19 protein-coding genes are annotated in these 23,413 nt (G+C 72.3%); 7 read left to right on the top strand and 12 right to left on the bottom strand.

Going from position 1 to position 23,413, the window contains the following annotated elements; translation table 11 throughout:
* Position 1: 1 nt before the first annotated feature.
* Complete coding sequence (locus tag ASG95_RS05945) at positions 2-643, top strand: CoA transferase subunit B (RefSeq protein ID WP_057376885.1); 642 nt, start codon at positions 2-4, stop codon at positions 641-643.
* A 9-nt stretch (positions 644-652) separates the two neighbouring features.
* Here ASG95_RS05945 and ASG95_RS05940 read toward each other — a convergent pair whose 3' ends face one another.
* Both ASG95_RS05940 and ASG95_RS05935 read right to left on the bottom strand, forming a co-directional pair.
* A complete protein-coding gene (locus ASG95_RS05940; RefSeq protein WP_057376884.1) occupies positions 653-2,698 on the bottom strand; it encodes an FG-GAP-like repeat-containing protein in 2,046 nt (681 codons plus the stop codon).
* Complete coding sequence (locus ASG95_RS05935) at positions 2,685-5,411, bottom strand: FG-GAP-like repeat-containing protein (protein WP_162259371.1); 2,727 nt, start codon at positions 5,409-5,411, stop codon at positions 2,685-2,687. Before ASG95_RS05935 ends, ASG95_RS05940 begins: the two co-directional genes overlap by 14 nt.
* 200 nt (positions 5,412-5,611) lie before the next feature.
* On the opposite strand from ASG95_RS05935, the gene pseI reads away from it, so the two are divergent.
* Positions 5,612-6,670, top strand: coding sequence for a pseudaminic acid synthase (gene pseI / locus ASG95_RS05930; protein WP_057376882.1), 1,059 nt, complete (start codon positions 5,612-5,614; stop codon positions 6,668-6,670).
* Positions 6,671-6,747: 77 nt separating this feature from the next.
* On the opposite strand, the gene ASG95_RS21735 is transcribed toward pseI, so the two are convergent.
* Together ASG95_RS21735 and ASG95_RS05920 are read right to left on the bottom strand one after the other, a co-directional pair.
* Entirely contained in the window at positions 6,748-8,361 is a 1,614-nt protein-coding gene (locus ASG95_RS21735; protein WP_057376881.1) for a bifunctional UDP-2,4-diacetamido-2,4,6-trideoxy-beta-L-altropyranose hydrolase/GNAT family N-acetyltransferase, read from the bottom strand.
* Positions 8,361-9,089: a cytidylyltransferase domain-containing protein gene (locus tag ASG95_RS05920; RefSeq protein ID WP_082592371.1), complete on the bottom strand. Its 729-nt coding sequence runs from the start codon at positions 9,087-9,089 to the stop codon at positions 8,361-8,363. The genes ASG95_RS21735 and ASG95_RS05920 overlap by 1 nt, the downstream gene beginning before the upstream one ends.
* 43 nt (positions 9,090-9,132) lie before the next feature.
* Between ASG95_RS05920 and pseB the strand changes: the two genes are divergently transcribed.
* Genes pseB through ASG95_RS05905 form a run of 3 tightly spaced genes read left to right on the top strand, consistent with a single transcriptional unit; the run spans position 9,133 to position 12,699 of the window.
* Positions 9,133-10,140, top strand: coding sequence for a UDP-N-acetylglucosamine 4,6-dehydratase (inverting) (pseB, locus tag ASG95_RS05915; protein WP_056922875.1), 1,008 nt, complete (start codon positions 9,133-9,135; stop codon positions 10,138-10,140).
* Positions 10,141-10,142: 2 nt separating this feature from the next.
* Positions 10,143-11,270, top strand: coding sequence for a DegT/DnrJ/EryC1/StrS aminotransferase family protein (locus tag ASG95_RS05910; protein ID WP_082592370.1), 1,128 nt, complete (start codon positions 10,143-10,145; stop codon positions 11,268-11,270).
* Entirely contained in the window at positions 11,263-12,699 is a 1,437-nt protein-coding gene (locus ASG95_RS05905) for a lipopolysaccharide biosynthesis protein (protein WP_057376880.1), read from the top strand. Before ASG95_RS05910 ends, ASG95_RS05905 begins: the two co-directional genes overlap by 8 nt.
* A gap of 15 nt (positions 12,700-12,714) precedes the next feature.
* Here the strand turns inward: ASG95_RS05905 and ASG95_RS05900 are convergent, their stop codons facing one another.
* Positions 12,715-13,770 carry a hypothetical protein gene (locus ASG95_RS05900; RefSeq protein WP_057376879.1) on the bottom strand — a complete coding sequence of 352 codons (1,056 nt, stop codon included), beginning with the start codon at positions 13,768-13,770 and terminating at the stop codon, positions 12,715-12,717.
* Between the two features lie 62 nt (positions 13,771-13,832).
* On the opposite strand from ASG95_RS05900, the gene ASG95_RS05895 reads away from it, so the two are divergent.
* Entirely contained in the window at positions 13,833-14,501 is a 669-nt protein-coding gene (locus ASG95_RS05895; protein ID WP_057376878.1) for a glycosyltransferase family 2 protein, read from the top strand.
* A 24-nt stretch (positions 14,502-14,525) separates the two neighbouring features.
* Positions 14,526-14,990: a DUF2304 domain-containing protein gene (locus tag ASG95_RS05890; protein ID WP_082592369.1), complete on the top strand. Its 465-nt coding sequence runs from the start codon at positions 14,526-14,528 to the stop codon at positions 14,988-14,990.
* Between the two features lie 14 nt (positions 14,991-15,004).
* Here ASG95_RS05890 and ASG95_RS21200 read toward each other — a convergent pair whose 3' ends face one another.
* The 7 genes from ASG95_RS21200 to ASG95_RS05855 form a co-directional block, all read right to left on the bottom strand.
* The gene (locus tag ASG95_RS21200) at positions 15,005-15,994 is read right to left on the bottom strand and encodes a hypothetical protein (protein ID WP_057376877.1); all 990 of its coding nucleotides are present in this window, start codon (positions 15,992-15,994) and stop codon (positions 15,005-15,007) included.
* Entirely contained in the window at positions 15,994-16,800 is an 807-nt protein-coding gene (locus ASG95_RS05880; protein WP_057376876.1) for a CDP-alcohol phosphatidyltransferase family protein, read from the bottom strand. The genes ASG95_RS21200 and ASG95_RS05880 overlap by 1 nt, the downstream gene beginning before the upstream one ends.
* A complete protein-coding gene (locus ASG95_RS05875; RefSeq protein WP_057376875.1) occupies positions 16,797-18,842 on the bottom strand; it encodes a DUF5941 domain-containing protein in 2,046 nt (681 codons plus the stop codon). The genes ASG95_RS05880 and ASG95_RS05875 overlap by 4 nt, the downstream gene beginning before the upstream one ends.
* Entirely contained in the window at positions 18,839-19,588 is a 750-nt protein-coding gene (locus ASG95_RS05870) for an ABC transporter ATP-binding protein (protein ID WP_057376874.1), read from the bottom strand. The genes ASG95_RS05875 and ASG95_RS05870 overlap by 4 nt, the downstream gene beginning before the upstream one ends.
* A complete protein-coding gene (locus ASG95_RS05865) occupies positions 19,588-20,400 on the bottom strand; it encodes an ABC transporter permease (RefSeq protein ID WP_057376873.1) in 813 nt (270 codons plus the stop codon). The genes ASG95_RS05870 and ASG95_RS05865 overlap by 1 nt, the downstream gene beginning before the upstream one ends.
* A 122-nt stretch (positions 20,401-20,522) precedes the next feature.
* Positions 20,523-21,725 carry a glycosyltransferase gene (locus ASG95_RS21195; protein ID WP_057376872.1) on the bottom strand — a complete coding sequence of 401 codons (1,203 nt, stop codon included), beginning with the start codon at positions 21,723-21,725 and terminating at the stop codon, positions 20,523-20,525.
* Complete coding sequence (locus ASG95_RS05855; RefSeq protein WP_057376871.1) at positions 21,722-23,404, bottom strand: glycosyltransferase family 39 protein; 1,683 nt, start codon at positions 23,402-23,404, stop codon at positions 21,722-21,724. Before ASG95_RS05855 ends, ASG95_RS21195 begins: the two co-directional genes overlap by 4 nt.
* Between the last annotated feature and the right edge of the window lie 9 nt (positions 23,405-23,413).

Below are 23,413 nucleotides of genomic sequence, written 5' to 3'. Positions count from 1 at the left end.
GATGGCGCTGACCCGTGAGCAGATGGCCGCCCGCGCAGCCGCGGAGCTGTCCGACGGCTCCTACGTCAACCTCGGCATCGGGCTGCCGACGCTGGTGCCCAACTACGTCCCGGACGACGTCGAGATCGTCCTCCAGTCCGAGAACGGCATCCTCGGCGTCGGCGCGTATCCCATTGACGGCGAAGAGGATCCGGACCTCATCAACGCCGGCAAGGAGACCGTCACGCTGCGTCGCGGGTCGTCGTTCTTCGACTCGGCCACCTCCTTCGGGATGATCCGCGGGGGCAAGGTCGACGCCGCGATCCTGGGCGCGATGCAGGTCTCGGCCAAGGGGGACATCGCCAACTGGATGATCCCCGGCAAGATGGTCAAGGGCATGGGCGGCGCGATGGACCTGGTCCACGGCGCCAAGAAGGTCATCGTCCTGATGGAGCACAACGCCAAGGACGGCGCCTACAAGATCGTCGACGAGTGCTCACTGCCCTACACCGGCCGCGGGGTCGTGCAGCGCATCATCACCGACCTGTGCGTCTTCGACGTCACCGAGTCAGGCCTGGTGCTGCGCGAGCTCGCCGACGGCGTCACCGAGGACGAGGTCCGCGAGAAGACCGAGCCGGACTTCACCGTCGACCTCGCTGGGTAGGGCGGTCCGTCAGCGCAGGATGTTCGAGAAGATCTGCCAGCCGTTGCCGACGACCACGCGGGGCTTCCAGCCACCGGTGCCGTTGCCCGGGTAGAGGTAGAGCAGACCCGACGACGTGCGGGCGAGGACGTCGGACTTGCCGTCGCCGTTGAAGTCCCCGCCGCTGGTGAGCGCGGTGAAGGTGTCCCAGCCGCTGCCGACCTTCACCCTCGGCTTCCAGCCACCCGTGCCGTCGCCGGCATAGAGGTAGAAGGTGCCGTCGGCCGTGCGGGCCAGCACGTCGGGGTGACCGTCACCGGTGAAGTCGCCGGGGCTGAGGATCGAGGTGAAGATGTTCCAGCCCCCACCGATCGTGCTGTGGCCCTTGAAGCCGCCGGTCCCGTTGCCGGAGTACAGCCAGAGCGCGCCGTCGCTCGCGCGGCGGGCGATCAGGTCGGTCAGGCCGTCGCCGTCGAAGTCACCGACGGGCAGGACCAGGTTGTGGATGGTCCAGCCGGCGCCGATCTTCTTGGCTGCTGCGAAGGTCCCGTTGCCGGTGCCGCTGCGCAGGAACAGGTTGCCGGCGGTGTCCTGCACGATGACGTCGCTGATGGTGTCGGCGTCCCACGTGCCGGCCGTCAGCGCCTTGGCGTATGAGTTCCAGCCACTGGGCTCGGCCACCGTGGTCGGGTTCCACCCGCCCTTGCCGTTGCCGGAGTAGACGCGCAGGGCGCCACTACCGGCCTCGACCGCGAGGACGTCCATCTTCGCGTCCCCCGTGACGTCGCGCGGGAAGGAGGAGGCCGACTCGAGCCGGGGGGCGAACCAGTCACTCCAGGTGTTGCCGAAGACGCTGCGCAGCGACGAGACGCTCGGGCTGACCGATCCCTTGGACCCGGTGATGGTGGCGGCGAGGACCCGGCCACCCTGGTCGCCGAGCCCGTTGCGCTGGGTGATCGCCAGCGACTTGAACGACCCGATGCTCGGGTAGCTGGCCTCGATGGTCGAGGTCGAGAGCGTGTGCGTCCAGGTGTGGTACGGGTTGGAGGGCGTGGCGTCGTAGTCGTCGCGCTTGGCCACGAGGTAGGGCTTGCCGCCGTCGGAGGACCAGCCGCCGTCGGACGCGCTGAACTGGGTGAAGGCGGCCTTGCCGCTGTAGAGCACGGCCATCTTCGCCGTGACGCTGATGGCGTCGTTGGTCGACGCGAACTCGTTCGAGGTGCTGCCGGTCTTCGTCGGCTTGAAGACCTGGCTGCGGGTGTCGTCGTAGACGTCGTACCACGTCGAGACCGGCGCGTTGGTGCGGTGCCACTCGGCGAACGACCGGGCGGCGACGGCCTGGGCGCGCAGGGTGGCGGCCGGCCAGGAGGCGAAGACCTCGCTCGGGACCACGGTGCGCAGGTAGCTGTCCATCGGCAGCGCCACGACGGGCACGAGGGACTCGGCGCCGGGGCTGCCGCTGAGGATCCCGCGGACCTGCCCGCGGTACTGCACCTGGGTGGTGCCGCGGTAGGTCGTGACGATCCCGGAGGTGGGGTTGAGGAAGGCACCGGTCAACGGCACGCTGGCGGTGGCGTAGGTCGTCCACGTCGGGGACGGGACATCGGGGAGGTACTGGAGGCGGAACTTCGTGGGCGTGCCCGACACCTTGGGCGCGGGGATGAGCCGCCACCGGGTGATGGCCTTGCCGTCCTTCTCGGTCGGCAGGACCGAGGAGTCGGTGAGGTTCCAGGTGACCCGCAGCCCGGTGGCCGGCACGGCCTGCACGGTGCTGCCGAGGTCGGCCACCCGCACCCGGATCGTGGGGTTGCCCATCGAGCCAGGGGTGGTGCCGGGGTAGTAGAAGCCGACGATCTGCTGCCACGTGAGGCCCGCCTCGGCCGCCCCGAGGGCGCCGTACTGCGACATGCCGTGGCCGTGCCCGTTGCCGTGGCCGGTGATGGTGAGGGTGCCGTCCGCGGGACGGGGGTAGACCTCGGCTGCGCCCGCCGGACCGGCTGACACGACGAGGCCGACTGCCACGGCGACCCCGGCGGCGGTCAGTGACCGCAGCCGGCCCGACCTAGCCCAGGACATTCGCCGCACCTGCAGGAGCGGTGACGGGCTGCCGAACGGAGCTGAACCCCTTCGTCCCGTCGCCCGCGTAGAGCCAGAGCTTTCCACCGTTGTCCTCTGCCAGTAGGTCATTCTTGCGGTCTCCGTTCAAGTCTCCCACCCCCATGATCCGACGCAGGTCGGTTTGCCCCGAAATGGCCACCACATAGTCGTTCAGCGTGCCCGGCCCGCTGCCGCGGTAGAGCAGGACCGCCCCGTCGCTCTTGCGCAGCCCCACGACGTCTGCGTTGAAGTCCCCGTTGATCGCGCCGGCAGCGGTGACACTGCTCATCACCTGCCAGCCGAGCCCCAGCTGGATCCACCACGCGAAGGTCCCGCTCCGCGTCATCGTGTACATCCGCAGCTCGCCACCGGTGGTCCGGGCGATCAGGTCCGGCACCCCGTCGTTGCTCAGGTCGCCCGCGGCCTCGATCAGGTCGAAGACCTGCCAGCCCTTGCCGATCGGGGTGCTGGAGGCGGCGAAGCCACCGCCGCTCTGGCCGCGCAGCAGGTAGAGGTTGCCGTTGCCGGCGCCCCTCGCGACGGCGTCCGTGCGACCGTCGCCGTCGAGGTCGCCGACCACGCGCACCAGGTCCATCCCGGTCACCTGTACCCCGGCGGGCACCGGCGCGGAGCCGAAGTCGCGTTGACCCGTGCCGCGGTAGAGGCGCAGCGTCGAGTCACCCGGCACGCGGGCGATCACGTCGGCGTGGCCGTCGCCGTCCCAGTCGGCCCCACTCGTGACGTGGTCGAGCGAGGACCAGCCCTTGCCCCAGAAGTTGTAGCGGGTCAGCTTGCCCGCCGCGTCGGCGTAGTAGGTGCGCATCACGCCGTCCCGCTGGCGGACGACGAGGTCACCGGCGTGGCCGTCACCGTCGAGGTCCGGACCCGCGGTGATGCTGTCGAGCGAGCCCCAGCCGCTCCCCCAGGTCCGGGCGGCGCCCAGGCCTCCCGACGCCGTGCCGGGGTAGAGCACCAGCTGGTTGTCGGAGCTGCGGATGCCCAGCAGGTCGGGGTGACCGTCGCCGGTCAGGTCACCGGCACTGGTGAGCGTCCGGACGCCAGCGAACCCGGTCCCGATGACCACACCGGAGGTCACCCACCCACGGCCGTCACCGGCATACAGGAGCAGTGCTCCGTCGTTGCGCACGGCGAGCAGGTCGGCACGGCCGTCGCCGGTGCGGTCGCCCGCGGCGACCAGCCGGCTCATGACGTTCCAGCCGCCACCCTTCACGGCCATCGTGCCGAACCCGCCCCGACCGTTCCCCGCGTAGACGCGCACGGCGTTGCGGGCGGGGTCGCGGGCGACGATGTCGGCCCGGCCGTCACCGGTGAGGTCGGGGCTGAGCACGATGTCGTCGAGGGCGTTCCACCCCTTGCCGATGGTCTGCGCCGAGCTCACCGGCTGCGGTGCGGCGCTGGTGAGGCGCTGCACGGACCCGCTCATCGTCGGCGGGCTCAGCGTGCCCGGGTAGGTGAGCAGGTCGGGCGTGCCCCCGCTGTCGAGCGACCGCGAGATGCCCGACCGCTGCAACGTGCCGATCATCGACGCCACCGCGCTGCGGATCGTGGGCAGGCGGTTGTACATCTGCTGGCCGGGGCAGCTGGTCGAGCCGCCGTCGCGGTGCCCGGAGATCCGGTTGAAGGTCTTGTCGCGGGCGAACACGGTGCCCGTGGCGGGGTTGCCGTGCAGGGTGAACTTCCAGGCGATGGTGCGCTCGATCGCCGTCAGCATCGCCGCTGGTGGGGTCGCGGAGGTGAAGTCGCCCATCGCGGCGACGCCGAAGGACCAGGAGTTGTAGTTGGCCGTGTGCGCGCCGATGACGGCCTTGTCGACCCCGCCGTAGCGCCCCTCCCAGATCCGGCCGAACCGGTCGACGAGGAAGTTGTAGCCGATGTCGTTCCAGCCCTGACCGTTCACGTGGTAGTCGTAGATGCCGCGGATGATGGCCGGCACCTGGGCGCTCGAGTAGGTGTTGGTGCCGGCGGTGTGGTGCACGAAGGCGATGTGCGCCTGGCCGTAGCCGACGCCCCCCTGTCGCATCGACTCGTCGGCGCCCCACTCCTTGCGGGTGTGGATGGTCGGCCGCGCAGCAGCAGCCGTCGCCGACCCGGGGGCGGCTGCGCCCGGTGCGCCGTCGGCGTCCGACGTGCCGGGGTCGACGACCGACACCTGCACGGTGGGCGCCACGGCCTTGCGGCTCAGCACCCGCACCTGGGTCTGGTCGCCGTCCACGACGTAGGCGCTGGTGCCCTCGCGCACGACGCGACGGCCCTCGGCGCCGCCCGGACCGTCGACGTCCGGGGCGTGGTCGTCGTCGCGGTCCATGGTCTGCCACGCGTCCCAGGCGCCGTCCTTGTGGATGCGCACCTGCACGACGTCGTCGGCCCCCAGCTGACCCTTGACCCAGGTCGCGCCGACCACCGCGAGGTCGCGGTGCACCGGCTGGGCCGCGGTGACCGCCCCCGAACGGGTCGACGACGGTCGCGCCCCGCCGAGCTGGTCGACGGCCCGGGGAGTGGCGGTCACCTGCACCCGGCTCGACTTCACCGGGTGGGTCTGCGCGGCGGCGGCGCTGCCGGGCAACGGCCCGACGGTGACGACCGAGGTCGCGACCAGGGCCAGGCTCAGGCCGAGCGTCGGGGCGGCGGTCCGGTGCAGCACGGTGGACCAGGTCAGGGATGGCACAGGCATGGCAGATCTCGCAGGAGTCGGGTGCGGGGGAAGGAGCGTCAAGGGCGAGTTACCCGACACCATGCCCCACAACCGGTGCACAAGCAGCACGAGTTCCCAACTTTCACAGCAGACACAGGCATTTGTTACCGATCCGCGACTGCAGCCGCCGCCCGGACCACGAGTCGGGGCTCGGCCGGACCGTCGCCTAGGCTGGTCCCATGACCAGCCCTGCACCCATTGAGATCGACGGCCACCAGGTGGGGCCGGGACAGACCCCGTTCGTCATCGCGGAGGTGTCCGGCAACCACAACGGCTCGCTCGAGCGGGCCCTGGAGATCATCGACGCGATCGCCGACTCCGGCGCGCAGGCGGTCAAGTTCCAGACCTACACGGCCGACACCATCACCATCGACGCCAAGGGCCCGCAGTTCCAGATCCGCGCCGACCACGACCTGTGGGGTGGCCGCACCCTCCACGACCTCTACCAGGAGGCGCACACCCCCTGGGAGTGGCACGCCCCGATGTTCGAGCGGGCCCGCGAGCGCGGCCTGACGCCGTTCTCCAGCCCGTTCGACCCGACGGCGATCGAGCTGTTGGAGTCGCTCGACGCCCCGGCCTACAAGATCGCCTCCGCCGAGGTGGTCGACCTCCCGCTCATCCGCGAGGTCGCCGCCACCGGCAAGCCGATGATCATCTCCAGCGGCATGGCCACCCTCGGCGAGATCGACCGGGCGCTGTCGGCGGCGCGCGACGGCGGCTGCACCCAGATGGTGCTGCTCGCCTGCACGGCGTCCTACCCCGCCGCCCCCGAGGACGCCCGCCTCCTGTCGATCCCGACGCTCCAGGAGGCGTTCGGCATCCCGATCGGCCTGTCCGACCACACCGAGGGCATCGGTGTCTCGGTGGCCGCCGTGGCGCTCGGCGCGGTCGCCCTCGAGAAGCACGTCACCCTCGCGCGGGCCGACGGAGGGGTCGACTCCGACTTCTCGCTAGAGCCCCACGAGCTCACCGCGCTGGTCCGTGAGTCCGCCGCCGCACGCAAGGCCGTGCAGCCCCCGCGGTTCGGGCCCACCGAGTCGGAGCGCGACACCCTGGCGCTGCGCCGCTCGCTCTACGTCGTGGCCGACGTCGCCGCCGGCGACCCCGTCACCCGCGACAACATCCGCTCGATCCGTCCCGCCGGTGGCCTGGCGACCGACGAGATCGAGAAGGTGCTCGGCCGCACCTTCACCAGCGCCGTGGAGCGCGGCACGCCGCTCACCTGGGACCTGATCTAGGCCACATTCCGGGCGTAGCAGGAGATCAGAAATTCCGGGCGCAGCAGGAGATCAGAAATTCCGGGCGCAGCAGGAGATCAGAACTTCACGAACCTCTCGAAACCGTCGGCGTCCGCCGGCCGGTCGGGCAGGTATCCACTCCCGAGGAACAGTCGCCTCGACGCGGCGTTCGCGGTGTGCACCGCAGCGAGGTATGCCGCGAGGCCGGCTCGGTCGCCCGGCCCGACGGAGCGGGCGGCCGGGTCCCCGCCCGTGACCTCGTGCGACAGCCAGACCTCTCCGGCGGCCAGGAGGCCGCCCGCGACGCCGCGCCCGCGACTGTCCGGGGCGACCGTGATCGAGACCTCCCACTCCCCGGCGGCCTCGCGGTCCCAGCGGACCGTGCCGACCGGACGACCGGCGACCTCGCCCACGAGCAGGTGCCGGTCCGCACGGGCCAGGCTGGCCTCCAGCCAGGCGAGGTGGGACTCCAGCGGGACCGGCTCGTGCGAGCGCGAGTTCTCGCGGGTGGCCGGGTCGTTGCGCCAGTGCCAGAGCAGCTCGGCGTCGGCCGGGGTGGCCGCCCGCACCGTGACCTCGCCGGGTCGGCGCGACGCCCTCGCTCCGCCGACCACCTCCTCCAGCGACGAGACCAGCCGCCACGCGCCCAGCCCGTCGACCATGCGACCGGCCGCGGTCGCGAGGTCGCGCCTGGCGGTGGCGTCGGTGAGCACCGCGGTCAGCGCGCCCGCCATCGCCGCCGGGTCCGGGGCCGCCGAGGGCGAGCCGAGCCCCACTGCCGCCCCTGCTCGCAGCAGCGCGAGGTAGCCGGGGACCTGGTTGTCGACCACGGCGAGGACGGCCATCGGACGGGCCATCGCGCAGAGCTCCCACACCGACGTGCCGGCCGCGGTGACCACCAGGTCGGCGGTCGCCATCTCGCGGGGCAGGTCGGGGACCGGGTCGGTGACCGTGAGGGTGCCGTGGCGCCAGGCGTCGGCCCGGGCGGACAACGGCGACCTGGTCTGCTCGTTGGCCACCACCACGACGTCGAGCTCGAGGCCGGTCGCCGCGAGCGCATCGACCACCCGCGGCGCGGCGCCGGTCGGGTCGACGCCGCCCATCACCACGAGGACCCGCAGGGCGGAGCCCGCGGACCGCCACCCCGGATCGCCAGGAGCTTCCGCGACGCTGGGGGCCCCCTTCGGGTCCGCGGTGCGCAGGGAGGTGACCGACCGCCGCAGCGCCACGTAGCGCGCGCCGCCGAGGTACCACCGGGCCGGCGCCGGCGGGTCGGACCACTGCGCGTCGACCGTGGGGTCGACGACGAGGTCGGCCGCGCGGGCCCCGAAGGTGCCGTCGGCCATCGTCGACAGCACGGGGGCCGGCGAGTCCGGACCGTCGGGTCGCAGGGTCGGCCGCTGCAAGGCACCGAGCAGGCCCTCTGGGAGGTCGTAGTGGTCCACGTGGAGGGCGTCGTAGCCGGCTGCCGACCGCGCCAGGTCGGCCGGCTGGTCCGACGGCGACGGCCCGAGCAGGGACAGGCCGGGACCGACCGAGGCGGCCAGCGCGGTGAGGAACGGACCTTCGACCCGGCCCAGCAGCGCCACCTCGTGGCCGCGCGCCGTGGCCTCCTCGGCCAGCGCGAGGCTGCGCACGACGTGGCCCACCCCGATGCCCGGCCCTCCGTCGCACCGCAGGAGCAGCCGCATCAGCCGGCTTCCAGCGACTTCTGGGCGATGTCGGCGTTGATGGCGGCCAGGTCCGGCCGGGCCCTCAGCAGCGCGATGATCTCGCGTCGTTCGGCGATCTCGGTGCCGCGCTCGGCCACGATCGCGCGCAGGGCCTCGAGGTCCCGCGGGGTGTCGAGGGTGATCCGCAGGTCGGTGGTGTCGGGGGCGAAGCACAGGCCCATCACCGCGAACTCGTCGGGCGCGGTGTAGATCCCCGAGGTGACGTGGATGCGGTGGTGGTCGGTCGCCGTCGCGGCGACCCGGCGCAGCGCCTCCGCCGTGACCAGCTCGACGTCGAGGCCGTGTGGCAGGGTGCGCACCACCACCGTCGAGACGTAGTCGAGGGTGGGGTCGGCCAGCCACGCGCCGACCACCGTGTCGATGACGGCCGGGTCGGTGAAGGGGCAGTCGGCGGTGATCCGCACGAGGGCGTCGGCGGGCTGCTCGTCGAGCGCCTGCACGTAGCGGGACAGGACGTCGTCCTCGCTCCCCCGCACCACGGGTGCGCCGAGCTCGCGCGCGAGGTCGGCCACCGGGTCGTCGCCGGGGAGGGTGCTGGTGGCCACGACGACGTCGTCGACGAGGCGCGCGGCCCGACAGGCACGGACCACCCACGTGAGCACGGGAAGGCCCCCGAGGTCCTCGAGGACCTTGCCCGGCAGCCGGGTGGATCCCATCCGGGCCTGGACGACGACGATGACGCGCATGCGGCTCCTACCGGGGGTGGGGGGACGTGCCATTATTGCGCCCATGCCTGACGTCTCCGCTGCACCCTCGTCCGTTCTCGCCGGCTCCTCGATCCTCGTCACCGGTGGCACCGGCTCGTTCGGCAAGGCGTTCATCACCGAGGCCCTGAAGAACCACGACCCCAAGCGGATCGTGATCTTCAGCCGCGACGAGCTCAAGCAGTACGAGTGCCGCCAGCTGTTCGGCGACGACCCGCGGCTGCGCTGGTTCATCGGCGACATCCGCGACCGCCACCGCCTCAACCGGGCCATGCACGGCGTCGACTACGTCGTCCACGCAGCCGCGCTCAAGCAGGTCGACACCGCCGAGTACAACCCGTGGGAGTTCGTGCAGACGAACGTCGTCGGCTCGCAGAACGTCATCGAGGCCTGCATCGACGCCGGCGTCAAGCGCGTGGTCGCGCTGTCCACCGACAAGGCGTCCTCCCCGATCAACCTCTACGGCGCGACCAAGCTCACCGCCGACAAGCTCTTCATCACCGGCAACCACTACGCCGCGGCCTACCCGACCCGCTTCTCCGTGGTCCGCTACGGCAACGTCATGGGCAGCCGCGGCTCGGTGATCCCGTTCTTCCGCAAGCTCGCGGAGGCCGGCCAGTCGCTGCCGATCACCGACCTGCGGATGACCCGCTTCTTCATCACCCTGCCCCAGGCGGTCAAGTTCGTCACCGACTCGTTCGAGATCATGCAGGGCGGCGAGCTCTACGTGCCCAAGATCCCGTCGATGAAGATCACCGACCTCGCCCAGGCGGTCGCCCCCGGTGCCGAGATGCACGAGATCGGCCTGCGCCCCGGTGAGAAGCTCCACGAGGAGATGATCAGCCCCGAGGAGGGCCGCCGGGCCCTGCGCCTCGGCGACCGGTTCGTCCTCCAGCCCGACCTCGCGTCCTGGGGCTACACCGCTCCGGAGCACGGCGAGTCCGTCCCCGAAGGCTTCCACTACACCTCGGACAACAACACCGAGTGGTTCACCAGGGAGGACTTCACCGCACTGCTCGAGACGGACGTCTGAGCGTGCTCCCCTACGGCCGCCAGTCGGTCGACGACAGCGACGTCGCCGCGGTCTCGAAGGTCCTCACCAGCGACTGGCTGACCACTGGACCGTGGGTGCGTTCCTTCGAGTCCGAGCTCGCCGCGCTCGCCGGCACCCAGGGGGCCGTCACGGTGACCTCGGGCACGGCAGCCCTGCACACGGCATACGCGGCGATCGGGGTCGGCCCCGGCGACGAGGTGGTCACCACCCCGCTCACCTTCGTGGCCACGGCGAGCACCGCCACCATGCTCGGCGCCACGGTCGTCTTCGCGGACGTGACGCCCGACACCGGCAACCTCGACCCGGCGTCCGTCTCGGCGGCGCTCACCGACCGCACCCGCGTCGTGTCGGGGGTCGACTACGGCGGTCACCCGATCGACGCCCCCGGCCTGCGCGCGGCGGTCGCCGGCCGCGACGTCCTGCTCCTCGAGGACGCCGCCCACTCGATCGGTGGCCGCCTCGACGGCACCCCGGTCGGGTCGCTGGCCGACGTCACCACGTTCTCGTTCTTCCCCACCAAGAACCTCACCACCGCCGAGGGTGGCGCGGTCGTGGCCACCGACGCGGAGGTGCTGCTCCGCGCCGCGACGTTCCGCAACATCGGCATGGTCAAGGACCCGGAGCGCCTGCAGCGCACCGACGAGGGCGCCTGGTGGTACGAGGTCCACGACCTCGGGGTCAACTACCGCCTGCCCGACGTGCTGGCCGCCCTCGGGTCCAACCAGCTCACCCGGCTGGGCCACTTCAAGGACCGTCGCACCGAGCTGCACGCGCGCTACACCGAGGGACTGGCCGGGCTCGACGAGCTGGTGCTGCCCCCGACCCGCGACGGAGCCGACCCCACGTGGCACCTCTACTCGCTGCGGATCCGGGACGGGCGCCGCCGCGCGCTCTTCGACCACCTGCGCGACAACGGGATCGGGGTGCAGGTCAACTACATCCCGGTCTACTGGCACCCCCTGTACGCCGCGCAGGGCTACCAGCGCGGCATGTGCCCCGTGGCCGAGGAGTACTACGAGCAGGAGATCTCGCTGCCGCTGTTCCCCGACCTGCTGGACTCCGACGTCGACCGGGTCATCGAGCTGATCCGTGAGTTCCTGGGTGGCTGAGCCACTCCCGTCCGACCCCGAGCTCACGGCCGGCTCCACCGGCAGCACCGCGAGCAAGGCGGTGCTCGGTCGTGGTCTCCTCTACACGATGGGCACGGCCGCGCCGGTGCTCAGCAACGCCGTGGTCACGCCGTTCGTCACCCGCCAGCTGGGCAGCACGGAGTACGGCTCGGTGGCGACCGGGCTCGTCGTCGTGCAGGTGGGCATGATCGTGGCCGGCCTCGGCCTGGCGGCCGCCATCACCCGTCACGGCATCCTCGAGAGCTCCGGCGTCTCGGGCGCGCGGAGCCTGGTGCTGCGGGGCGCTGCGGCTGCCGTGCTCCTCACCGCGCTCGGCGCCCTCACCGCGGGGTGGAGCGCCGGCTGGCTGGGCATCCGGGAGCCGATCGCGCTCGTCCTCGCCCTCGCCTCGGCGGCCGGCTTCTCGATGGTCGTCAACGTCCAGTCCTACCTCCGGGTGCTCGACCGTCCGCTGCCCTTCGTCCTGCTGTCGCTCGGCAGTGCGCTGGGCGGTCCGCTGCTCGGCATGCTCCTGCTCCTCACGGGGGAGCCGACCGCCGCGCGCTACCTGGGCGGTCTGGCCATCGGCTACCTCGCCGCCGCCCTGTGCGGCCTCGCGATGGTCGTGCGCGGGGTCGAGCACCACCGCGGCGACACCCGGCGCGCCCTGCGCGTGGGCGTGCCGACGGTGCCGCACCAGGTGGCCATCTTCCTGGCCAGCGGCATCCTCGTCCTGGTCGCCGGCTGGCTGTTCGGGTCCGCCGAAGCCGGTCGGCTCCAGCTCGCCGTGCTCATCGGGTCGGCCCCCGGGGTGCTCACCTCCAGCCTCAACAACGCGTGGGCGCCGATCGTCTACCGCACGCCCGAGCACGACCGAGCCGAGGTGCTCGAGCACACCGGTCGCGACATCGCCGTGCTCACCGCCCTGGCGGCGGGGTTCGTCGCAGCGGCCGCGCCGGTGCTCCTGCGCATCGTGGCACCGGCCTCCTACAGCCCCGGCGAGATGACCCCGGCGGTCGGCCTCGTCGCGGCCGGCACGGTGCTGTCGGTGCTCTACCTCTGCAACGTCCACCTGGTCTTCGCCTCCGGGCGCAGTGAGGGCCTCGCCCTGGTCACGCCGCTGTCGCTGGTGCTGGGCACGGCCGGGGCGTGGCTCGCGGGCCACTTCTTCGGCGTCGCCGCCGTGGGCGTCGGCATGACCATCACGTATGCCGCGATGGCCGTGGGCGTCGCGCGCCTCGCCCGACGGGTCAGCCCGACCCGCTGGCACGAACGTGCGCTGGTCCCGGCCCTGGGCCTCGGGTTCGCCCTCTGCGCGCTGGGCGCCGCCCTGCCCGTCGAGGGGTCGTGGACCGTGGTCCGGATCGCGGTGGCAGCGGTCGTCTTCCTGGCCAGCCTGGCCATGCTGCGCCGGGTCCTCACCCGCTGACCGGCCTCAGCCGGCCTACGCCGCGGGCCGGACCTCGATCGGCTCGACGAGCTGTCCGGCAGCCGGCAGGCTGCGGGGCAGCGGCCGCGGCAGGTAGGACATCGCCGCCCGCAGCCACGGCCCGAAGGCCAGACCCGTGGGCGCCTCCTCGGCGGGGGCGGGGGGTGCGGACGGCGCATCCGCTCGACGACGGAGGTTGATGACCGCCCGCGACACGACCGAGGTGGTCCAGAACTCGGTGGCCGGGATCGCCGGGCCGAGGCCGCGCCAGCCCAGCAGCCGCTCGAGCTCGCCCGCCGGCAGGAGGTGCTGCACGCCCAGCTCACGGTCGACCACCGGGCCTGCGGTGGCCGGGTCGAGGTGCTGGCCGTGCAGCTCGGGCCAGGTCTGCCGGACGCGCTCGTTCATCGCGTCGCTCTCGCCGTCGATGCGCAGCGCGTCGCCGTAGACGCCGAGGTCGGCGCCGAGGTGCCCGCCGTAGAGGACCGGGGTCGAGAGCCGGTTCGAGACCACCCGCCGGGCCCGGCCGAGCATCGTCCAGAGCCGCCACAGGAACTCCGCGTCCATCCGCTCGCCCAGCACGACCACCCGGTGGCCGGCCCCGGTGTAGGCCCCGAGGATGTCCGGGTCGGCGGCGTCCGCGGCATACAGGCAGGCGGTGGCTGGCCCCTCCTGCTCACGCCACAGCCTGGCCAGCCCGGCGTGGTCGCCGCGCACCCGCTGGGTCTGGATGCCGTGCACCGGCATGAGGACGACCTCGTCGCGCTCGTCCCGCGGCTTCGGCGTCGGGCCCGCCGCGCGGGCGAGGTAGGCGAACTGGGCGCCGACCGGGGTGGTGGTGTGCCGCTCCTCCCGGGGGTCCCAGGCGCGCGACTCGTGCGACCAGACCAGCAGCCGCCGCCGGCTGCCGGCGTCGAGCCCGACCTTGGGGAAGTCGCGGAAGTGGGTCTGCACCGGGGACACCGCGGTCCAGCCGTGTTGCACCAAGCCGTGGATGTGCCGTGGTCTCGGCCGACCGGCATACACCGCGAAGGCGGCGCTGTGCCCGTAGAAATGGTTCTGCGACTCCATGCCGGAAGGCTATCGGGGCGGCTGCGGCACCCCACCGGCGGCGACCACTAGGCTGGGGCGCGATGAACGACGACGTCTGGCTCGTGGTGCCTCTGTACAACGAGGCCGAGGTGATCGGCGATGTGGTCGCCCAGGCCCGCGAGACGTTCCCCAACGTGGTGTGCGTCGACGACGGTTCCCGTGATGGCGGCGCGGCCGCTGCGGCAGCGGCCGGTGCGGTCGTGGTCCAGCACCCGGTGAACCTGGGGCAGGGCGCTGCGCTGCAGACCGGGTTCGAGTACGCGCTCACCCGGCCCGACATGAAGTGGGTCGTCACCTTCGACGCCGATGGGCAGCACCAGACCTCGGACGTGCTGGCGATGCTCGAGAAGGCCCGCGCCGAGGACCTCGCGGTCGTGTTCGGGTCGCGCTTCCTCGACGACCGCACCGACGCCGGCCTGCTCAAGAAGCTCGTCCTGCGGATGGCCGTCGGCTACACCAACCTGACCACCCACACCCGGCTGACCGACGCCCACAACGGGTTGCGGCTCATCTCGCGCGAGGTCGTCGAGCAGCTCGAGATCACCCAGAACCGGATGGCGCACGCCTCCGAGCTGGTCCAGCAGATCGGTGCGCTCGACATCCGCTATGCCGAGAGCCCGGTGCACATCCTCTACACCGACTACTCCAAGGCCAAGGGCCAGTCGCTCTGGAACGCCGTCAACATCCTGGCCGAGCTGATCCTGCGATGAGCCGGTCGACAGGAGCCCGCTGACATGAACATCGTGCTGATCCAGGTCCTGCTGATCGTCGTCGTGGTCGTGGTGGCCGCACGGCTGTTCCGCTCGCGCGGGGCCCGCTCCCAGGCGGTGCGCCGACTGGGGCTGATGCTCTTCGCCGCCTTTGCCGTGGTCTCGATCCTCTTCCCGAACCTGTGGAACCGGATGGCCGCCGTCGCCGGCGTCCGGCGCGGCACCGACCTGGTCCTCTACGCCCTCGTCGTGGCGTTCCTCAGTTTCACCGTGACCACCTACCTGCGGTTCCGTGACTTCGAGGCCCGCTACACCCGTCTGGCCCGCCGGCTCGCGCTCGACGAGGTCCGAGCGGAGTCGACCCCGAGCCAGTCGGATCCGACCAGCAGCCCGATGGCGGGCACGACCGCGAGCCCCACCGTGCCGCCGCGCCGTGACGAGGGCAGCAACGCGGGCAGCGACGCCCCTCCCGCGACCGAGCAGGCCTGACGCTCGTCGGTCCGTCAGGCCTCGAGCGTCGCGAGGGCCGCCTCGGCAGCCACCAGCAGCGTGTCGACGGCCAGCCCGCTGCCGTCACTCGGGCGGCCACCGCGCTCCAGGGCCACCGCCAGGGCAGCAGCGTCGAGGGCGGAGAGCTCCACCCCGAGCGGGCGGGGCGCGGTGTCGCTGGCCACCACGCGGGCGCCGGAGTCGAGCGCCTCGCGCACGATGACCGAGTCGCCGTCCCAGTCCGTCGGCCGCAGGAAGACCCCGGACGACGCGAGGACCGCGCGGACCTCCTCGGCGGGCGAGTCGAAGGTCAGCGTCACCCAGTCGAGTGGAGCCACGGCGGCGCGCAGCCGACCCAGGTGCTCGCCGTCGTGGCCGTAGGCCAGCACCCGGAGGGTGGCGTCGGGCCAGGCGGCCGCGCGGACGAGGCGCACCGCCTCGACGGCGAGCTCGGCGTTGTAGTGCGCGAGCCCGGCGTTGGTCGCCACGGACACGGCGTGCGGGTCACGCGGGGGAGCCTCGACCGCCGGGTCGGCGGGGGTGGGCACGAACGGCGTCACCACCCGCACCCGGTCGCGGAGCGAGTCGGGCAGCACCGCGCGGATCTCGTCGTTGACGGCCCAGATCTCGTCGTACGCGTGCAGGGCGAGCCGCAGCACGGCGCTGCCGGCCCCACCCAGGCGCTCGACCTGGCGGAGCGTCGAGCCCGAGTGGAGCACGACGGCGCTGCGGCCGGGCAGCACCGCGAACAGCGGCGCCAGCACCACGGCGCGCCAGAGCCGGGTGATGTGGAACAGGTGCAGGGTGCGACGACCCCACCACCCGGGGACCGACCGGACCGCCCGGGCGGCGGCACCGGTGTCGACGTAGCCCACGGCATACCCCTCGGCGCGCAGCGCGTGGGTCAGCTGGCGGTGGCTGGCGTGCACCCCACCCACCTCGCCGTGCTCCTGCGCCCACTGCAGGACGCGGGCCGACCGGTGGGGTGCGCTGCCGCCTGCCATCAGTCCAGCCGCGAGCTCGTGAGGACGCCGACGAGGTGCCCGCCCGCGGTGACGAGCGCCAGCGGGACCATCACGGCGACCAGCACCTGCGTGCCGAGCAGGTCGCCCCGCACCACGTCGACGATGCCTGCTGCCAGCGCGAGGAGCGAGGCCTCGACGGCGACGAAGGCACGGAAGATCGGGAGGTAGCCCATCGCGCGCCGGACCGCCGCGAGACCGGACACCTTGGAGCGGGTCGTGGCGGCCACGTCCTCGAGCACCGGGCGCCCGGTCTTCGCGCGCGCCACGTGGACCAGGTCGGTGAACGCCTTGTTGAGGAGGACCACCAGCGCGACCAGCAGCCCCAGCACCGTCCAGCCGCCCACGTCGCCCGGGTCCGAGAGAGACCAGCCGTCGGCCCGCAGCCCCAGCGCCGCGGGGATGGCGGCCTCCGTGGCGTAGTGGCCGATCCGGTCGAGGTAGATGCCTGCGGGCGAGAACCGCTGTCGCCAGCGGGCCACCTCGCCGTCGCTGCAGTCGAGCAGGATCTGCAGCTGCATGGCGACGACGCACAGCAGCGGGCCGACGACGCCGGGCAGCGGGAGCAGCAGCGCGCCGACCACCCCGACGAGGATCATCAGCCAGGTCACGCCGTTCGGGGAGATGCGGGTGGGCAGCAGCGCACGCGTCGCGTAGACGGACAGGTGCCGGATGTAGAGGGCCCCGGCCCAGTGCTCGGCGTTGTAGCGCGCGATGTGCTCGGGGGGTTGCGCCACGGCGCGCAGCTCGGCGAGCGACGGGTGGTTGTCCGAGGGGTCGTGGTTCACGCCAGCACCTCCTCACCCGAGGTGACCGGGCCGGCCTCGGTGCGCGCCCAGGCGCGCCACCCGAGGGCTGACTCCACGGCATACACGACGACGAGGGCCAGCGCACCCCACGCGAGGACGGCCTGCACGGGTCCGCCCACGGCCCACACGAGGACGAGGAGCAGCATCCGGCCGTCGACCCCGAGGGTCACCAGCGTGACCCACGCGCTCGCGGGCGACCCGGTGTCGCGCAGCCGGTAGACCACGTCGTAACGGTGCCACGCGACGGCGGCGAGGTAGGCGAAACCGGTCCAGCGCTCGACGCCGGGGGTGGCCACCAGGAGGCCGATGACCAGGACCGACTCGGCGGCCCAGAGGAAGGTGGGCAGCTGCCAGGCCAACGGGCTCCGCAGCGGGGGGTGCGCCCCCGCGCCGACGAGGAGCACGCCGACGGCGACCAGCGCGACCGCCACCCAGGGCTGCTCCGTGCGCCAGGCGACGACCGCCGCGCCGAGCAGGACGACCACCCCGAGGAGGGCCACGGCCAGCGGCGCCGGCAGGACGCGGCCCGCGAGCCGGGCGACCGGCCCGAGGTCGGCCTGGTGGTCGAGGTGGCCCCAGTGCTCCGCGGACAGCGTGTCGTCGGGGCGGTGGTCGTCGAGGCCGAGCACCGCCTTGACCGTGCGGCCGCCCTGGGTCCAGACCAGCGCGAAGCCGACGGCGAGGGTGATCGCCCACAGCAGCCACTGCGGGTGGAAGGTCAGCAGACCGACGGACAGGAGCAGGTAGCGCTCGGCGATCGGCAGGTGGAGCACCTTCTTGGTCCAGAACACCGCCTCGGCGAGCCCTCGGCGCGCCGGGGGGATCGCCAGGCGGGCGCCCTCCGGCCCGAGGTCGCGGGGTGCGTCGACCGGCAGCAGGTCGGGCGTCTCGTGCGCCCTGGCCACCCGGCTGCGGTGGACGTAGGCGTAGTCCTCGAGGTGGCGGGCCGTGATGAGCACCATCGCGAGGATCGCGAGCACCCATAGGTCGGTTCCGCGGCGCTCGGCCACGACGGCCACCGCGGCGATCAGCGAGTACTCCTTGATCCGGTCGCCGACGGCGTCCAGCCAGGCCCCGAGCGCGCTGAACCTGCGGGTGAACCGGGCGATCTCGCCATCGACGCAGTCGATGACGATCGCCACCTGGAGGAGGACCGCCGCGGCCACCCAGGTCCAGCGGTTGTCGACCGCGGCGAGGCCCGATGCCACGAGCCCGACACCGAGGCTCGTGACGGTGACCGCGTTGGGGGTCCAGTTCTGGCGCAGGCCGACCGCCGTGACGCGACGGGACATGGGTCGGATCACGCGGGTCGAGAAGTAACCGTCACCGCCGCGGGAGGCGCCGCGCAGTCGTTGCTGCCAGGCCGACCCCCGGGCGCCGGGCGCTTCGTCGCTCCCCCGCCGGAAGGCGAACGGTCCCAAGGGGGACGAGCCGATCGGCATCCCGCCGCGCACCAGCACGAGCAGCGCCAGGTCGAAGGGGTCGACCGCGGGGTCGGCCGCAGCGGGCGTCGAGGAGGCGGCCCGCCAGAGCTGGGCGGCGCGGGCGCGGTGCGCACCGGAGAGCAGCACGACGCCGAGGCCGAGGTGGGTGGGCGCCGTGACGGTGTGCCGGGTGGTGCCGACCGAGTGCAGGAGCTTCTGCTCCGGGTGCACCCGCAGGAGGGTCAGGTCGGTGCCCTGGGTGCGCAGCGCGGGCAGCTCGACGGTGACGGCTGCGGTGGGGTCGCCGGGGCGGTCGAGCAGGTCGAGCAGGGCCACCGGGCTGATCGTCAGGTCGGCGGCCACCAGCACCAGTGGCGCGGCGTCGTCGGCCTCGGCGAGCGAGGCCAGCGACGCAAGCCAGTCGGGGCGGTCCGGACCCCACGGACCGGCCAGGGACAGGTCGAAGGGGTCGAGCGACTCGCGCAGGTCGGCCGACGGCTCGACGGTGCCGAGGAAGGCCACCGACCCGCCCGCCGAGTGTCCGTGCACGGCGCGGGCAGCCGCGCTGCCGACGAAGGGCTGCTCGTCGAGCCTCACGCCCCGGCATCCAGGTCGTGGTTGTAGCGCTCCAGCACGTCGGTGATGGGGCCGTCCATCTCCAGGTGTCCCTTGCGCAGGTAGAGACCGCGGGTGCTGAAGCGCTTGAGGTCGCTCTCGGAGTGGGACACGAGGAAGAGCGTGCGACCGTCGGCGAGCATGGCCTCCATCCGCTTGTAGCACTTCTCGCGGAACGCCCGGTCGCCCACGGCGAGCACCTCGTCGACCAGGACGATCGGCTCGTCGAGCGTGGTGACCACGGCGAAGCCGAGCCGCACCTTCATGCCCGAGGAGAAGTGCCGGTAGGGGGTGTCCAGCCCGGCCCGCACCTCCGGTCCCGCGAAGTTGACGATCTCGTCGAAGCGCTCCTCGATCTTCTCCTTGCTCAGGCCGTGCAGGCCGGCCGTGAGGTAGATGTTGTCGCGGGCCGAGAGCTCGCCGACGAAGCCACCGGTCAGCTCGATGAGCGGGGCGACGCCCCCGGTCACCTCGACCGAGCCCTCGTCGGGGAGCAGGACGCCGGCGATCATCTTGAGCAGGGTGCTCTTGCCCCCGCCGTTGCCGCCGACCAGGCCGACCGCCTCGCCGGCGTGGATGTCGAAGCTGATGTTGCGCAGCGCCCAGAAGGACTCCTTGGGCGCGCTGTTGCGACCGTGGAACAGCAGCTCGCGCAGCTGCATCCGGCGACGACGCGAGCGGTAGAACTCCACCCCGAGGTCGTGCACGGAGATCACGGGACCGGCCATCAGATCTCCTTCAGGACGGCGCGCTCGAGCCGGCCGAAGACGGTGTTGCCGATGAACAGCAGCACGACGCTCACGAACAGCGACGCGATGATGGCGCCCCACGAGATCGCCTGCTTGCCCTCGTGGGAGAAGAACCCGGCGCGCATCATCTCGAGGATGCCGGTCATCGGGTTGAGCCAGGTCACCTTGTCGTAGGGCTTGGGGACGACGTGGCTGGCGTAGATGACGGGGGTCGCGTAGAAGAGCATCCGCATGAAGATGCGGATCACCCGCTGCATGTCGGTGACGAGCGCCGTCACCGGGGCCAGCAGGAGCCCGAGCCCGGTGAGCGCCACCGCCTGCACGACGATCGCGAACGGGAACATCAGCAGCCACCAGTTGAGGTGGGTGTCGTGCTTGACGAAGTAGATCGCGGTGAAGGCCAGCAGCACGGGCAGCGACAGCAGGTACTCGATGCCCTTGGAGAAGACCACCCGCAGCACCCAGATCTCGCGCGGGAGGTTGGTCGACCGGACCAGCTTCGCCTCCTGGATCAGGGCCCGCGAGGTGTCCGTGAGGCAGCCGGAGAACCACTGCCAGGACAGCAGCCCGATCACGAGGAAGAGGAAGTACGGCTTGTGGCCGATGTCGCCGCGCTTGAAGATGTAGACGAAGACGAGGAAGTAGATGAGCGACATCAGGAGCGGGTCGAGGACGGTCCAGACGTAACCGAGCACGCTGCGCGAGTAGCGGACCCGGAGGTCACGCACGATGAGGGTCCAGAGCACACTCCGCTTGGCCGCGATGGCCTGCGTCCGGGAGATGAGTCTCATTCGTCCTTGCCTGTCGTGTGCCGCGCCCGCGGCGGTTCCATCGGAGGCCATCTTCTCGCGGCGAACCCGCCGACCGAGCGTACGCCACACGGCATACCCGGCACTGCACTGCTCCGCACCGCTCAGCCGCCCTGGCCGCGGAGCCGGCGCAGCAGCGCACCGACCTGCTGCTTGCGGCGCTCGGGGAGGAGGGCCTTGAGCGTGCTGGTCGTGGCCCGCCGGACCAGCTGCACGGTCGTCGCGGGACTCACGTCGCGCTCGATGGCGAAGCTGGCGAGGTTGTCGCGGGCCCGCTCCAGCCGGCCCCGGTCGTCGTCGGCCCAGGCCTTGCGGCCGCGCCGGGCGCGGACCACCTTGACGAGGTCGTCCATCCGGCCCGCGTCGGCCAGCGCGACGTAGAGCCGCAGCGTGGGGGGCTGCGCGTCCAGGAGCCGCTGCGGGAGCCCGGACACCACGTGCCGGAAGAACGTGAGGTATGCCGCGCGGTAGGCGCCGTCCGACTCCGGCAGGGCCGCGGTGTAGAGCGGGAGGTCGAGCTGGAGCACCTTGACGTCGTGGTGCTCGCGCAGGTCGAGGAGCTGCTGCTCCTCGAGGAACTCGTCGACGTCACGCACCGCCGCGAACCGGTCGGTGAGGTTGACGAGCTCGTTGCGCCGCTGGGTGATCGAGCGCTCTCCCTGCCGGCTGCGCCAGCGGTACACCGGCTCGTGCACGACCGCCACCGGGCCCGAGAAGTGCAGTGCCCGCACCGTGACGGGCAGGTCCTCGTAGAGCACGCCCTCGGGGAAGCGCAAGCCGTGCTCGAGGAGGAAGGACCGCCGGTAGACCTTGTTCCACGCGGTCGTGTCGAAGATGAGGGACGGGTCGTCGACCAGCACCACGTGGTCGCCGACGTCCTGCAGGGCCCGGGCGTGCAGGCTGCTCGGCCAGTCGCGCTCGCCGTCGGTGCGGTTGACGGCACCGGTCGCGACGTGGACCCCGTCGACGACGGCACGACGGACCAGGTCGGCATAGGCCGGCAGCAGCACGTCGTCGCCGTCCACGAAGCCGACGTACTCCCCCGTCGCGAGGTCGATGCCGACGTTGCGGGCGGCGCCGAGCCCGGCGTTCGCCTGGTGCACGACCCGCCAGCTGGGTCGTCCGGCGGCGATCTCGTCGCAGATGGCGGGGCTGGAGTCGGTGGACCCGTCGTCGATGACGATGACCTCGGTGTCGCGCGGGACGACCTGCGCCACCGACTCGAGGCACTCACGGACCCAGCGCTCGACGTCGTAGACGGCCAAGACGACGCTGAGGAGGGGCGTCCGGCCCGGGAGCGCGGTCACCGAACGCGGTAGAGGGTCAGGTTGCGTGCGTCGGACTCGAAGACGGGTTCCCAGGTGGACGGCGGCCCCGAGGGGTTCCGGATCGTCCACGGGTACAGCGCGGTGAGGCAGAAGCCGCAGGTGCGCGAGCCGGGCTGGAACAGCAGGACGTAGTCACCGCTGACCGGCTTGGCCCCCTTGCCGGTGATCGACTCGGGCTTGCCCTGCCAGACCTTGTCTCCGCCGAAGAAGTCCCGCTGGTAGGCCGGCAGGATGCGCGCGGTCTCCCAGTCGGTCCAGACCTTCGGGGTGCTGAAGTCCTCCGCGTCGAGGTGGTCGCGCAGCTCCTCGAGGGCGTCGCCGCCCTTGACCGCGAAGGCCGTGCTGGCCACGCCCGTCGTGGCGTAGCGCGCCCCCTGGAAGACCGGGACGGCCACGACGAGGACGGCCACGAGCGCGGGCAGGGCCGCGGCGACCACGGGCCGCGCCCCGGCCGACGAGAGCCGCCGGACGACCCAGGCGGTCGCGAGGGCGGCCATCCCGGCCACCACCAGGGACTCTGCGGGAGCGAACGGGATCCAGTAGCGGGCGATGTCGAGCCGGCCACGCGGGTGGGCCGGGTCGAGCCCACCGGCAGCCAGCACGGTGAGCAGGTAGACGCCCAGGAACCACCAGGCCATCAGCCGGATGCCGCCGTTGCGCACGAACACCCCGAGCGCGGCGACCACCCCGATGATCACCATGGCGGGACCACCCGCCATCGCCCAGGCCATCTTGGGGATGAAGGTGAAGTAGGTGAGGCGGGGCTGGTTGACGAGGTTGCCGTTGGCCAGCTCGCCGGTCGCCGTCTTGGTCGCGCTGATGTCGGTGCCGCTGAGGACGTGCAGCTTGAGCAGCGGGTCGCCGTACGCCACGGCGCTGATGCCGATGTCGACCGCGGCCCAGAAGGCCAGCGGGAGCAGCAGGAAGAGCGCCGTGCGGACCAAACGCCCACGCCGCCAGAGGATCACGGCGATCAGCGGCCAGGCCAGCATCGAGGTCTCGCGGGTCTCGAACCCCCAGCCGAGCAGGAAGCCCACGACGAGGACCAGGCCGACGGTCCACCGGTCCCAGGACGCCCGGTCGCGGGCGACGAGGGCGACCACGATGGCGAGGGTGAAGATGGCCATCGACATGATGTCGGGGTAGCCCCGCGAGAGGTTGTAGAAGACGACCGTGTTGGAGACGAAGAGCAGCACCGCGACCAGTCCGGCCAGCCGCCCCCACCACCGGCGACCCAGCAGGAAGATCGCGCCCGAGAGCACCCCGGCCGACAGCAGCGGCCAGAAGTAGTAGGTCACCTGGGCGTTGCCGAACACGTAGGCCGGGGCCATCGACGCCAGGATGATGCCGTAACGCGTGTAGCCGAGCGGGACCCAGTCGTCCGACGGGAACTCGAGGGCGGACCGGACGTAGTGCCACGGGTCGGTGGGCACGACGATCGACCGGAACACGTAGGCCAGCACCATCACGGCCACCCCGACGAGCACCGCGATGAGGAGGTCGACGCGCGACCACGGCGTCCCGGCGAGCCAGTCGCGCCGCCGCTCCGTCGTCTCCTTGGTGCCGGTCGGCCCGGTCGGCTCCGTCCGCTCGGGGTCGTCGACCACGTCTCGGGACGCCAGGGCGCGCTCGCGCCCCGGGTTCTCGATGTGGGTCAAGGGTTCCTC

The sequence above is a fragment of the Phycicoccus sp. Soil803 genome (genome assembly GCF_001429685.1).
Classification (GTDB): Bacteria; Actinomycetota; Actinomycetes; order Actinomycetales; family Dermatophilaceae; genus Pedococcus.
The sequence above is the reverse complement of the archived record's forward strand: the minus strand, read 5'-3'. Positions and strand labels throughout refer to the sequence as shown.